This is a genomic window from Streptomyces phaeoluteigriseus, assembly GCF_001896135.2.
GTDB lineage: Bacteria > Actinomycetota > Actinomycetes > Streptomycetales > Streptomycetaceae > Streptomyces > Streptomyces phaeoluteigriseus.
Genome location: NZ_MPOH02000016.1, coordinates 412672 through 425269 on the forward strand (window position 1 = coordinate 412672; position 12598 = coordinate 425269).

Consider the following 12598-nt stretch of genomic DNA (forward strand, 5'->3'; position numbering starts at 1 on the left):
CACCGGCGGCCACCTGGTGGTCGGGATGACAGGAACGGGGCAGGGCGGGTACGTAGGTCTGCATGACCTCTGAGCGCCCTGCCCCCGCCGTGCCCACGGCCACCTACCGGCTCCAGCTCCAGCCGGGGTTCCCGTTCGAGGCCGCCGCGGCGGCGTGCCGTACCTCGCCTCGCTCGGCGTGTCGCATCTGCACCTGTCGCCCGTGCTGGAAGCCGTACCCGGCTCCCCGCACGGCTACGACGTGGTCGACCACGCGCGTGTGCGTGCGGAGCTGGGCGGCGAGGAGGGGCTGCGGGCCCTGTCGGACACCGCGCGCGGGCACGGCCTGGGTCTGGTCGTGGACATCGTGCCGAACCACATGGCCATGGTCCCGCGGCACAACCGCGCCCTGTGGGAGGTGCTGCGGGAGGGCCCCAGGTCGCCGTACGCGCGGTGGTTCGACATCGACTGGGAGGCGCAGGGCGGCCAGGTGCTGCTGCCCGTCCTCGGCGGGCCGGTGGGCGAGGTGATCGACGAGCTGCGCGTCGACGGGGACGTCCTGCGCTACTACGACCACGTGTTCCCGCTGCGCGAGGGCACCGGGGACCTGCCGCTGCCGCGGTTGCTGGACGCGCAGTGGTACCGGCCAGTGTGGTGGCGGCTGGCCCGCACCGAGCTGAACTACCGGCGGTTCTTCAGCATCTCGGAGCTGATCGGGGTGCGGGTGGAGGACCCGGAGGTGTTCGACGCCACGCACGGCAAGATCCTCCAGCTGCTGCACGAGGGCGTGCTGGACGGGCTGCGCGTCGACCACCCCGACGGGCTGGCCGACCCCGACGCCTATCTGGCGCGGCTGCACGCGGCGAGCGGGGGCCGCTGGACGGTCGTGGAGAAGATCCTCGCGGACGGCGAGCGGCTGCCGGACGCCTGGCCGGTGGCCGGCACCACCGGCTACGACGCCCTGCGGCACGTCGACGGCCTGTTCACGGACCCGGCGGGCGCCGGGGAGCTGCTGGAGCTGTACCGGCGGTTCGCGGCCCCGCAGACGGATCGGGGCGGGGACTGGGCGGCGACGGTGCGGCGGGCGGCGTACGCGGTGCTCAGGCACGAGCTGGCGACCGAGTTGGACCGGCTGACGCGGGCGGCCACGCGCGCGTGCGCCGCGTCCCCGGACCCGGCGTCGCGCGACCGGGCGCCCTGGGCGCTGCGCACCGCGCTGGAGGAGCTGCTGGTGCGGATGGAGGTCTACCGGCCCTACGACTGCGGTGACGCGGCCGCCGTCGTCACCGAGGAGGCCGCCGCGGAGGCCCGCCTCGCCTTCGTCGTGCCCGAGGAGGCGGGGGCGGTGGACGTGGTGCGCGGCCTGGTGGTGGGGCGCGAGGACGGTGCGGCGGCGGTGGAGTTCCGCACCCGGTTCGCGCAGACGGCGTCCGCCCTGCGGGCCAAGTCGGTGGAGGACACGGCGTTCTACCGGTACGTACCGCTGCTCTCGGCGAACGAAGTGGGCGGCGATCCCGGCCGGCAGGGCGTCTCCCCCGCCGGTTTCCACACGTACTGCGCGCGCGTGCAGCGCGACTGGCCGCTCACCGGGACGGTCCTGTCCACGCACGACACCAAGCGCAGCGCCGACGTCCGGGCGGCGCTGGCCGTGCTCACCGAGTGCCCGCGCCGCTGGGCGGAGCTTCTGGCGGACGTCACGCACGCCGAGGTGAGCGTGCCGGACGGGCAGCTGGCGTGGGCGGCCTGGCAGACCGTGTTCGGGCTGGGGCCGGCCGCCCCGGAGCGGGTGCGGGAGGCGCTGCTCAAGCACGTGCGCGAGGCGGGCATGTACACGAGCTGGACGGAGCAGGAGCCACCGTACGAGGAGGCGGTGGCGGCGTTCGTCACGGCCGGGCCGTGCGGGGTGCCGGGCGAGCGGGTGGCCGCGCTGCGGGAGGCGCTGGCGCCGCACATCCGGGCGAACGTGCTGGGCGCGGCACTGACGCAGCTGACGATGCCGGGGGTGCCGGACGTCTACCAGGGCACGGAGAGCGAGTACCTCGCCCTGGTCGACCCGGACAACCGGCGCCCCGTCCGCTTCCCGCCGGGCGATGCCGGGACCGAGGACGCCGGAACCAAGGGCGCCGTGACCGCGGCGGCGCTGCGGCTGCGTCGCCGGCACCCGGACGCCTTCGGTGCGGAGGCGACGTACGAGCCGCTGCCCGCCGAGGGCCGGGCCGCCGATCACGTCCTGGCCTTCGCCCGCTCGGGCCGGGTCGTCACGGTCGTCACCCGGCTGTCCCTGCGGCTGGCGGAGGCGGGCGGCTGGGGGGGACACGCGCCTGACGCTCCCTCCGGGCAGGTGGGTGGACGCCCTGGATCCCGGCCGTGAGTTCCTGGGGCACGCGCGCGTGGCGGACCTGTTCGAGCGACTGCCGGTGGCGCTGCTGGAGCGGCTGGAGCGGGACGCGGAGTAGGCGGCGGGCGGCGAAGAGCTTCGCCCCCGTGACCGGGGGCAGGGCCGGGCGGGACAGCCGGCCTGGTAGGCCTGGTAGGCCTCTACGATCGCCCGGCAGCGAGTTTCCGCCGTGGCCGGGTGACGGGAGACCGGGGCGGGCGGGCCCGGTACGCCTCCCGGCGCCCGGCACAGAGCTTCCACCCATGGCCGGGCGGCGGGAGACCGACCAGGCCCGGCACGGCTCCACAGTCAGCCCGGCAGAGCTTCCCCCCGTGGCCAGGGGCGGGGCCGGCCGGGCGGGCCCGGTACACCTCCACGGTCGCCCCGGCAGAGCTTCCACCGACAACCGGGCGGCGCGAGACCGACCAGGCAGGCCCGGTGCGGCTCCACAGCCGCCCCGACACAGAGCTTCCGCCCATGACCGGGTGGCGGGAAACCGACCAGGCGGACCCCGTACGCCTCCACGGTCGCCCGGTACGCCGCCGCGGTCTCCGGGGCCGCGTCCCGAGTGCTTCCGGGCGCCCCCCTCAGGCGCCCGTGGCGCGTTCTTGACAGGGCACCGAGACCGTGGGGTACTGCGGAGGCGAAGGCCGGGCGGACGTGACGGGGGTGAGTCTCCTGCCGGAGCTGCGCTACCCCACGCTGTCCGAACTGACCGCGTCCGCCGTGGCGTTGGCCGCGCTCCGACCCGGGTTGTGCACGCTGCGCGAGGTCGGGCTCTCACGGGCGGGCCGGCCACTGCACCTGCTGTCCGTGGGGCATGCGCGGCGGGCCGTCCTGGTCGTCGCGGGGGCTCACGCGAACGAACCCACCGGCGGCCCCACACTGCTCGCCCTGGCCGAAAGGGTTCTGGGGGAGACGCATCTGAGGGACGGCACGTCCTGGCACTTCCTGCTCTGCGCGGACCCCGACGGGGCGAGCCTGCACGTGACACCGGCGCCGCGCAGCCTCCTCGAGTACCACCGGGGCTTCTTCCGGCCGGCGGGCCCGGAGCAGCCGGAGTGGTCCCCTGCCGTCCTGCCGGCCGACCGGCTGCCCCCGGAGACGCGTGCGCTGACCCGCGTCATCGACGAGCTGCGGCCCTACCTCCAGGTGACGTTGCACGGCACCGAGGTGGGCGGCAGCTGGGTGCAGTTGACGAGGGACATACCGGGCCTGGCCGAGCCGTTCGCCAAGTCGGCGGCGCAGTTGCACATCCCGGTGGAGACGGGCGCCTCCGACGCGGCGGGCTGGCCCGCGTCCGGGCCGGGGGTGCACGTGATGCCGGAACCCGGCGCGGGCGCGGCGTACCCGAGCATGCCGGACGACGCCCGGCACAGCACCTGGTACCACGCCCACCGCCACGGCGGCCTGACGGCGGTCGTGGAGGTGCCGATGTGGGCGAGCGACATGGTGGACGACCCGGCGCCGCACCCCGACCCGGCGGCGGCGATACGGCGTCTGGCCCGCCGCCTGCTGCGGGACGCCCGGGAGGTGGAGCACGTGCTGGCGGAGGCCTCGCCGCGGCTGGCGGGCGTCGACGGACCGCTGCTGAGAGCGGCCCGCTGGGCGCTGGAGCTGGTGCCGGGCCTGGCGGCCGACTGGACCCACACGCCCCCGGCCGGCATCACGATGGCGTACGTCGGGAGCGTGGACGCGTTCGCCCGCCGGCTGCCGTTGCGGGCGGCGGCGATGCTGTGGCGGGTGCTGCGGGAGCGGGACGACCGGGCGGCGCCCCACCTGGAGCGTCTCGTCGAGGGGTGGAGCGAGGCGTTCGGCGAGCGGTTCCGGGCCCGCTGGGTGCCGTTGGAGCACCAGGTCGAGCACCAGTCCCGCACGGTCGTCGCGGCGGCGCTGCACGCGCGCGAGGGGTCGCCGCGGCAGCCGTAGCGGCCGTGGAGCCGGGGCGGAGTCGGCGGCGGGCACGCCCACACGCGCGTGCCGCCGCGACCGGCCGACCGGTGTCAGACCCCCGGCAGCTCGGCGGGTCCGGCCGCTTCGGGGAGCTGCTCGTCGTCGAGGGCGAAGACCGCGCCCGTCTCCGCGAGCATCACGCAGGTGTTGGAGAAGGTCTTCGTGTACGAGACCGGGCGGCCGTTCCACCGGCCGCTCGCGTGGGCGGTCACGGGCGCGTACAGGAGGGAGCAGACGGCGTCCTTGTGCGCGACGGCGCCGATGTCGCCGTCGGCCGCCGTGAGGTCGGCGCAGGCCTCGGCGGCGCGGGAGTGGCCCTGGGGCGGGTCGCACAGCAGGAGCGTGCCGCGGGTGTCGCTGGAGCGGGAGTCGCCGGTGGTGACGGTCAGCCGGAGTCCGTCGCCGGGGAGGGGGTTTCGGGGCGCCGAGGCCTGGGCGGGGGTGACGGCGGCGAGGAGGAGGGCGGCCGTGACGGGCAGGGCGCCCAGGATGCGGTGTGTGGGGAAGTGCTTCATTCCCGGTGCATCGGCACGGCGGCCCCGGTTCCCCAGTCCGGCTCACCCGATCGCGCGGGTGCGGGTGCGGGTGCCGGCCGGGAGGCCAGTTCGAACGCGGCGAGGACGACTCTCGTCTGGTACTCCACCTGGCGGGCGACCGGGATCCAGCGGGCCCCGAAGCCGTCGTGGTAGTCGGCGCACCACCCGTCGATGAGCGCGTCCAGCTCGGGGAGCGCCCCGGCGGGGTCGTGCCCGGACCCGGCGACGAGCTGGCGGAGCAGGCCCGCGGTGCGTACGGCGATACGGCGGCCGGCGATGCGCAGGGCGGCCAGGTGGGCGGTGTTCAGGGGCGGCAGCGGACGGGTGGGGTCGCCCGCGCCGGGGTCCCAGGCGTCGGCGAGGCCGGGGCAGACGAGGAGGTAGTCGTGGACGGGGGCGAGCAGGCGGGCCGTGTCGGGTGCGGCGGGGAGATGGGGCCGCACGCGCGCGAGGACGTGTTCGAGGAGCCGGGTCTCGTGGCGCAGGGTCCGGCTCACCGCGCGTAGCACGGCGTCGCGGTCGGCGGGCGGTGAGTCGTCCTCGACGGCGGCGACGCCCCACATGGGCGCCTCGACGACCGCGGTGACGGTGCCGTGCCGGTGCGGGTGGTACCAGGTCGACTCGACGGCGGCCTCGGTGATGGCGGCGGCCAGGTCGCGCGGGCGGGGCGGCGGGATCCGGTAGACGGCTGGTCCCAGTCCCGGCCAGTACAGGGTGTCGTAGGGGCCGAGTTCGCGGGGGATGCCGAGGCGGGCGGCGGCGTGGGCCACGCGCTGCGGGAGTCCGGGCAGGTCACGGGTGAGTTCGACGAAGCCGCCGCCGACGTCGACGCCGTGCAGCGAACACTGGAAGAAAGGTTTCAGCTCGTCCTGGAGACCGAGCAGCGCCCGTGTCTCCGGCAGGGCCGCGGCCTGCGCCCCGTCGGGCAGCCACTCGGGCTGTTCCAGGAAACCGGGCCGGAAGAAGTGCCGGAAGTAGCGGCCCAGGGTGTAGGGGCCGGACAGCCAGCCCTCGTTGCGGCGCAGGCCGTCGGGGTCGAGGCAGAGCAGCAGGTTCCAGGTGGCGTCGGCGTCCTCGGTGAGCCGCGGGTCGGCGAGGACGCGCTCGGCCAGCCGCAGGACGGTGGCGCCGCCGACGGGTTCGTTGGCGTGCGGTCCGGCGACGATCAGGGCCTGGCGGGTGCCGTGGCCCACGGAGAGCAGCCACAGGGGCGTGCCGGCGCGCGAGACGCGACGCGGCGCAGGCGGGTGTCGCGGGGTCGGCGGGCGACGAGTGCGGCCGCGCGGGCCGCGAGTTCGTCCGCGGTCGGGTAGCGCAGGAGTGGCGGCAGGACACACCTCCGCGTCGGGAGCACCGTCGGCTCACCGGGAGTGCCGACTGTACGCACAGTGAGTCATGGCGCGTGAGGGACGTCAACACCGCCCCGGAGCCCTCGACTTGGTTGGCCGGGACTCAGTTCACGGAGAGACGGAACGCCATCCGTCCGAAGGCGACCTGGTCGCCCTCGCGGACCACGGCGGCGCCGATGACGCGGCGTCCGTTGACGGTCGTGCCGTTGGTCGAGCCGAGGTCGCGCAGGATCCACATGCCGCCCTGGCGGCTGAGTTCGGCGTGCACGCGCGAGACGCTGTCGTGGGTCAGCCTGAGGCCGCTGGCGGGGTCACGGCCGATGCGCAGGGCCTGAGCGGTGCCGGGGTGCGGCAGCAGCAGCTTGGGCAGCCGCTCGGCCTGCCAGGCCCTGCGCAGCCGTACGGTGAAGCCGGAGACGGCCTCGACGGTGCCGAAGAGGGCGCGCGAGAAGCGGTTTTCACTGGGCAGGTCGGCGGTGAGGACCGCGAGTTCCTCGGAGCGGCGGGCGGCGAGCGCCAGTTCCATGCGCCGGATGAACGTGTCGTGGGAGAGGCGGCCCATGGCGGCGCCGTCACGGAGCACCTTCAGTGCCCTGTCGCGCTCCACGTCGGACAGGCGCGCGGGGTACGTGTTGAACTCGAATGACGACGTCACGTTCGTGATTGTCGGGCAGTGAACGGCGGGTGTCCAGAAAAACGCGGAACGGCGGCTCCGCGCGCGTGCCCGAGGCGATCCGTCGCGACACCGCCACGAGATGCGCGGCGAAGGGGGTGTTGGCGCAGCGGATCGATCTCGTTTGGAGCACGATGGGTCGGGTCGGGCTACATCACGGTGAGCAGGCTGTGAGCAGACGAAGGGGAACCGTCCGTGCAGTTCGAGGTGTGGGCACCGCAGGCCGAACGTGTGACGCTCCAGTGCGAGGGCGTCACAAGCGCGTTGGAGCGCGACGCGGCGCGGCCGGGGTGGTGGAGCGGCGAGGCGGAGGCGCGGGACGGCGCCCGGTACGGCTTCGCGGTGGACGACGGCCCGGTGCGGCCGGACCCGCGGTCGCGCCGTCAGCCGGACGGGCCGGACGGGCTGAGCGCGGTCGTCGACCACGGCCGCTACGCGTGGCGGGCCGCGTGGCAGGGGCGTCCGCTGCCGGGCGCGGTCCTGTACGAGCTGCACGTGGGCACGTACACCGCCGAGGGCACGCTGGACGCGGCGGCCGACCGGCTCGGCCATCTCGTCGAACTGGGCGTGACGCACGTGGAGTTGATGCCACTGTGCCCCTTCCCCGGCCGGCACGGCTGGGGCTACGAGGGGGTCTCGCTGTGGGCGGTGCACGAGCCGTACGGCGGGCCCGAGGCGCTGAAGCGGTTCGTCGACCGCGCCCATGAGCTGGGGCTGGGCGTGGTCCTGGACGTCGTGCACAACCACCTGGGTCCGTCGGGCAACTACCTGCCCGTCTTCGGCCCGTACTTCACGGACACCCATCACACTCCCTGGGGTTCGGCGGTCAATCTGGACGCGCCCGGCTCGGACGAGGTGCGGGCGTTCCTGCTGGACAGCGCGCTGGCCTGGCTGCGCGACTACCGGATCGACGGACTGCGGCTGGACGCGGTGCACGCGCTGGCCGACACGCGCGCGTACCCGTTCCTGGAGGAGCTGTCGGAGTCGGTGGACGCGCTCGCCGCGGAGACGGGCCGCCCGCTGTTCCTGATCGCCGAGTCCGACCTGAACGACCCGCGGCTGATCACGCCCCGCCGCGAGCACGGCCTGGGCCTGCACGCGCAGTGGAACGACGACTTCCACCACGCCCTGCACACCGCCCTGACCGGCGAGTCCCAGGGCTACTACGCCGACTTCGCGCGCGATCCGTTCGCCGCGCTGGCCAAGACCCTCACCGGCGGCTTCTTCCACGACGGCACCTACTCCAGCTTCCGCGACCGGTCCCACGGGCGGCGGCTGGACCGCACCCGGGTGCCCGCGCACCGGCTGCTGGGCTACTCCCAGACCCACGACCAGGTCGGCAACCGCGCCCTGGGCGACCGGCTCGCGGCCTCCCTCTCCCCCGGCCTGCTGGCCTGCGCGGCGGCGCTGACACTGACGTCCCCGTTCACGCCGATGCTGTTCATGGGCGAGGAGTGGGCGGCGGGCACGCCCTGGCAGTTCTTCACCGACCACACCGACCCGGACCTCGCCGAGGCCGTACGGAACGGCAGGCGGCGGGAGTTCGCGGCGCACGGCTGGGCGGAGGAGGAGGTGCCCGACCCGCAGGACCCGGCGACCCGGGACCGTTCCTGCCTCGACTGGTCGGAGCCGGAGCGCGAGCCGCACGCGCGCGTGCTGGCCTGGTACCGCCGCCTGATCGCGCTGCGGCACGCCCAGGCGGACCTCACCGACCCCGACCTCGCCGACCTCAAGGTCGCCTACGACACGCAGGCCCGCTGGCTGGCCTTCCGCCGCGGCGACGTCCGGGTGGCCGTGAACCTCGGCGAGGCACCGGCGGCGATCCCCCTGGGTACCCGCCCCGCACGCGTACTGGCCGCGTGGGAACCGGTGGAGGCACCGGGCCCGGACGGGCTGCTGCGCCTGCCCGGTGAGTCGTGCGTGGTGCTGGAGCAGGACTGAGGGCCGCACCGGGCGGAGCGGGGCGGGGACGGGCGGGTCCGTCAGTCGTCCGTCCCGTCCTCGCGCAGCTCCGTCACCCGTTCCAGCAGGATCGCCTCCCAGGAGCGTCGCAGCTGGGTGCGCAGCAGGGCCGGGGACTCGGTGCCGTGGCCGGTCAGGCGTTCGGCCAGGCGTACGACGGTGTCGCAGCGGGCCAGCCACAGGCCGCGCAGGCAGGCGCGGGCGCCGTACCCGGTGAGGGTGGCGGCGCGGACGGCGGCGCCGGAGCCGACGGCGAGGGCGAGGCCGGCGATGTCCTCGGCCGGATCGCCGACGACCGCGCCGGTCCAGTCGAGGACGCCGCGCACCCGGCCGTCGGCGCCGACCACGAGGTGCTCGCCCCGCAGGGTGTGGTGGACGAGGACGGCGGTGGCGGGCTGTGCGGCGAGCTGGACGGCGCCCGGCGGGGTGAGCTGGTGCAGCCGGGCGGGGTCGAACTCGTCCTCGTCGGCGAGCCGTTGGGCGGCGGCCACGGCCATCCGGCGCAGTGCCTCCAGGGAGCGCGGGGCGACGCGCGGCACGCCGACCGTCTCGGCCTGCCGGGCCGGTACCTCGCGCAGTCCGCCGAGCAGTCCGGCCAGGTCGGCCTCGCCCACGGCGGACACGTCGTGCTCCTCGGCGGTGCCGCCGGGCACCTTGGTGTCGAGGGTGTAGGTGAGGCCGGGCGACCATTCGCCGTGCGCGACGGAGGTCGGCACGGCGACCGGTACGTGCGGCCGGACGAGGTCACGCAGGCGCAGTTCGCGGCGCATGCGGACGGTCGCCTCGCGGTCGGGGGCCAGCCGCAGGACGTGGCGGGTGCCGACCCACCAGGTGCCGTGCCCGCCCTCCTCGGTGACGGGCCGCACCTCGGGGCCGGGACCGCCCTCGTCGCCGACCTCGAGGAGCGTGCGGACCAGCCGGCGGACGGTGTCCGCGGTGGGTGTGGATGCCTGGGTCATGGTCGCGCCGTAGCCGTTCGGGTGCCGTTCGGGTGGGTGCCGGAACTCCTGGTGGGTTTCAGTCGACCATGACCATCTCGCGCGTGGTGTCGTTGAGGCGCCGGCCGCCGTCCTCGGTGACGGTGACGATGTCCTCGATGCGCACCCCGAACCGTCCGGGCAGGTAGACGCCGGGTTCCACGGAGAAGCACATGCCGGGCACGAGGGGCTGCTCCTCGCCCTCGATCATGTACGGCGGTTCGTGCGTGGTGACACCGATGCCGTGGCCGGTGCGGTGGATGAAGTACTCGCCGTACCCGGCGTCGGCGATGACGGCTCGGGCGGCGCGGTCGATCTCCTGGCAGGCGACGCCGGGCCGTACGGCGCGGAAGCCGGCCTCCTGGGCCTCGCGGACGAGATCGTGGACCCGGCGTTCCTCGTCGGTGGGTTCGCCGACGTGGACGGTGCGGGAGGTGTCGGAGCCGTAGCCGTCCTTGAGGCCGCCGAAGTCGAGGACGATCATGTCGCCGTGTTCGATGACGCGGTCACCGACCTCGTGGTGCGGGTTGGCTCCGTTCGGGCCCGAGGCGACGATGGTGAAGTCGACCTGGGAGTGCCCGAAGCGGCGGAGCAGGTCGGCCAGGTCGGCGCCGACCTCGGACTCCCTGCGCCCGGCGAAGGGAACCTTCCGGATCTCCTCGTACGTTGCGTCGGCGGCCGCTCCCGCGGCCGCCATCAGCTCCAGTTCGGCAGCGTCCTTGACGGCACGCAGCATCGGCAGGGCCTCGGTGAGGGAGGCGTAGGAGCTGTCCGGCACGGCCCTCTGCAGGCGGAGCAGGTGCAGAGCCCAGGCGTTGTCGCTGACGCCGAACCGTTTGCCGGTGTCCAGGAGGGCGGCGGTGGCGGCGTAGGGGTCCTTGCCGTCCGTCCAGTCCCGCAGGGTGAGCGCGGGGGCACCGACCGCCTCGGCGGCGTCGGGGGCCTCCAGCGCCGGGACGACGAGGACGGGGTCGCGGTCGGGGGTGAGGACGAGCAGGGTGAGCCGTTCGGTGACCGCCGGGGGCGCGTAGCCGGTGAGCCAGACCAGGTCCGGGCCGGGGGCCACGAGCAGACCGGCCAGCCCCGCGTCGGCGGCCGCTCGGACGGCCCGCTCCATGCGGGCCCGGTAGTCGGCGGCGGTGAAGCGCGCGGGCGTACGGCCGGTCATCCGGGCCTCCCTGGAAGGACGTGGTGACTACGGGCAGCATCCTGCCCGGTCATCAGGGGCGGCGCGACCCGGTCGACGGGTTTCGCGGGAAGGTCCACTCGCCGCCCCCTGACGGGTGTGCATTGCCTGCTCATCGGATCTCATGGTTGGATCTCGTCGTCAGATCTAATGGTTGGGTATCTGATAAGCATTAATCTACTTCGGGAGGCCGACTCCGTGCTCGTACTCGCCCACATCAGCGATCTGCACCTGGACGGCAGCGCACGTGCCACCGAGCGCGCCGAGCGGGTGTGCGAGCGGCTCCGGAACCTGCCGGGGCGGGTGGACGCGCTGCTGGTCACCGGGGACATCGCGGACCACGGGACGGAGGCCGAGTACGAGGAGGCCGCACGCATCCTCGGGCCGCACGGCCCCCGCACTCCCTGGCCGGTGCTCACCTGCCCCGCAACCACGACCGTCGCGCCCCGTACCGCAAGGCCCTGCTCGGGCGGCCGGCCGCCGACGGGCCGGTCAACAGCGTCCAGGTGTTCGACGGAGGCGCGGTCCTGATGTGCGACTCCAGCATCCCGGGCGAGGACGAGGGGGCCCTGGCCGACGAGACGTACGCCTGGATCGAGGAGACCCTCGACGAGCTGGACGGGGACGTGCCGGCACTGCTCGCCTTCCACCACCCCCCGGTGACGCTGCACCATCCCCTGCCGGACGGCTACCGGTTGGGTGACCCCGGCCGGCTGGCCGCGCTGCTGGAGCGCCGGCCGGAGATCGCCGGGATCATCACCGGCCACGCCCACAGCCCGGCCGCCACCACCTTCGCCGGGCGGCCGCTGGTCGTGGGCCCCGGCGTGACATGGACGCTGCGGCTGCCCTGGGAGGGCGAGGAGATCGCCGACCGTGCGGCTCCGGTCGGGTTCGCGTTCCACGTCCTGGACGAGGACCGGCGGCTCACGAGCCACTTCCGCGTGGTCGTCTGAGTCCGGCGGCGCACCCTCGCGCGGACCGGGCCGTCAGGTGACGATCCCCGGCACGACCGTCAACTGCTGATACCCGCCGCTCCTGTGACGCACCGTCACCTTGATCTCCCGGCCCGGCTTCGCCTCGTCGACCGCACGCGCGAGATCCGCCGCCGAGTCGATCCGGACCCTGCCGAAGTGCAGTACGAGGTCCCCGCGCACCAGACCGGCCGAATAGCCGGGACCGGGCACATGGACGGCGACGACCTCGGCGCCCCCCTTGTCGGCGTCCACGATCTCCAGGCCCAGGGTGGCGTCGACGGGCGCCGCCGCCGGGGAGTCCTGAGCGGACGGACTCGGGCCCGCCTGTGAGACGGCACCCGGTGCGGCCCCGCCCGCCTGCCGTTGCAGCTCGGCGAGCTTGCTCGCGCCGATCACCGTGGCGCCCACGGTGCCGAGGCCGACGCCGGACAGCACCAGGACCGTACCGACGAACAGGCCGGACAGCAGCGTCGTCAGATGTCGGCCGCGACGGCGGGCGGCGTGCGGGTGGTGGGGCCGGCCGTCGGACGGCGGGCCTCCGCCGGGCTCCTGGCCGGGCATGGGCTTGGGACGCAACGCGGTCTGTTCCATGGATCGCCTCCGTCCGGTGCCCTACCCGTCGCACCGGAGCG

7 protein-coding genes and 3 pseudogenes are annotated in these 12598 nt (G+C 74.9%); 4 read left to right on the plus strand and 6 right to left on the minus strand.

Features of this window, described 5'->3' with window-relative positions:
• Positions 1-62 precede the first annotated feature (62 nt).
• Both treY and BM536_RS26575 read left to right on the plus strand, forming a co-directional pair.
• Positions 63-2435: pseudogene (gene treY, locus BM536_RS26570) on the plus strand (malto-oligosyltrehalose synthase).
• Between the two features lie 590 nt (positions 2436-3025).
• On the plus strand, positions 3026-4285 hold the full coding sequence (locus tag BM536_RS26575; RefSeq protein ID WP_073492492.1) for a M14 family zinc carboxypeptidase: 1260 nt from the start codon (positions 3026-3028) through the stop codon (positions 4283-4285).
• Between the two features lie 74 nt (positions 4286-4359).
• Here the strand turns inward: BM536_RS26575 and BM536_RS26580 are convergent, their stop codons facing one another.
• The 3 genes and pseudogenes from BM536_RS26580 to BM536_RS26590 all read right to left on the minus strand — a co-directional run bounded on the left by BM536_RS26580 (position 4360) and on the right by BM536_RS26590 (position 6849).
• Positions 4360-4824: an SSI family serine proteinase inhibitor gene (locus tag BM536_RS26580; RefSeq protein ID WP_094103601.1), complete on the minus strand. Its 465-nt coding sequence runs from the start codon at positions 4822-4824 to the stop codon at positions 4360-4362.
• A pseudogene (locus tag BM536_RS26585) lies at positions 4821-6175 on the minus strand (M14 family zinc carboxypeptidase). The gene BM536_RS26580 and the pseudogene BM536_RS26585 overlap by 4 nt, the downstream one beginning before the upstream one ends.
• Positions 6176-6297: 122 nt before the next feature.
• The gene (locus tag BM536_RS26590; protein ID WP_073498204.1) at positions 6298-6849 is read right to left on the minus strand and encodes an FHA domain-containing protein; all 552 of its coding nucleotides are present in this window, start codon (positions 6847-6849) and stop codon (positions 6298-6300) included.
• A gap of 213 nt (positions 6850-7062) precedes the next feature.
• On the opposite strand from BM536_RS26590, the gene treZ reads away from it, so the two are divergent.
• On the plus strand, positions 7063-8808 hold the full coding sequence (treZ, locus tag BM536_RS26595; protein WP_094103602.1) for a malto-oligosyltrehalose trehalohydrolase: 1746 nt from the start codon (positions 7063-7065) through the stop codon (positions 8806-8808).
• Positions 8809-8849: 41 nt separating this feature from the next.
• Here treZ and BM536_RS26600 read toward each other — a convergent pair whose 3' ends face one another.
• Together BM536_RS26600 and BM536_RS26605 are read right to left on the minus strand one after the other, a co-directional pair.
• The gene (locus BM536_RS26600) at positions 8850-9788 is read right to left on the minus strand and encodes an aminoglycoside phosphotransferase family protein (RefSeq protein ID WP_094103603.1); all 939 of its coding nucleotides are present in this window, start codon (positions 9786-9788) and stop codon (positions 8850-8852) included.
• Between the two features lie 58 nt (positions 9789-9846).
• Complete coding sequence (locus BM536_RS26605) at positions 9847-10974, minus strand: aminopeptidase P family protein (protein ID WP_073498206.1); 1128 nt, start codon at positions 10972-10974, stop codon at positions 9847-9849.
• 216 nt (positions 10975-11190) lie between these two features.
• On the opposite strand from BM536_RS26605, the pseudogene BM536_RS26610 reads away from it, so the two are divergent.
• Positions 11191-11945: pseudogene (locus BM536_RS26610) on the plus strand (phosphodiesterase).
• Positions 11946-11978: 33 nt separating this feature from the next.
• On the opposite strand, the gene BM536_RS26615 reads toward BM536_RS26610, so the two are convergent.
• A complete protein-coding gene (locus BM536_RS26615; protein ID WP_073498208.1) occupies positions 11979-12557 on the minus strand; it encodes a PDZ domain-containing protein in 579 nt (192 codons plus the stop codon).
• Between the last annotated feature and the right edge of the window lie 41 nt (positions 12558-12598).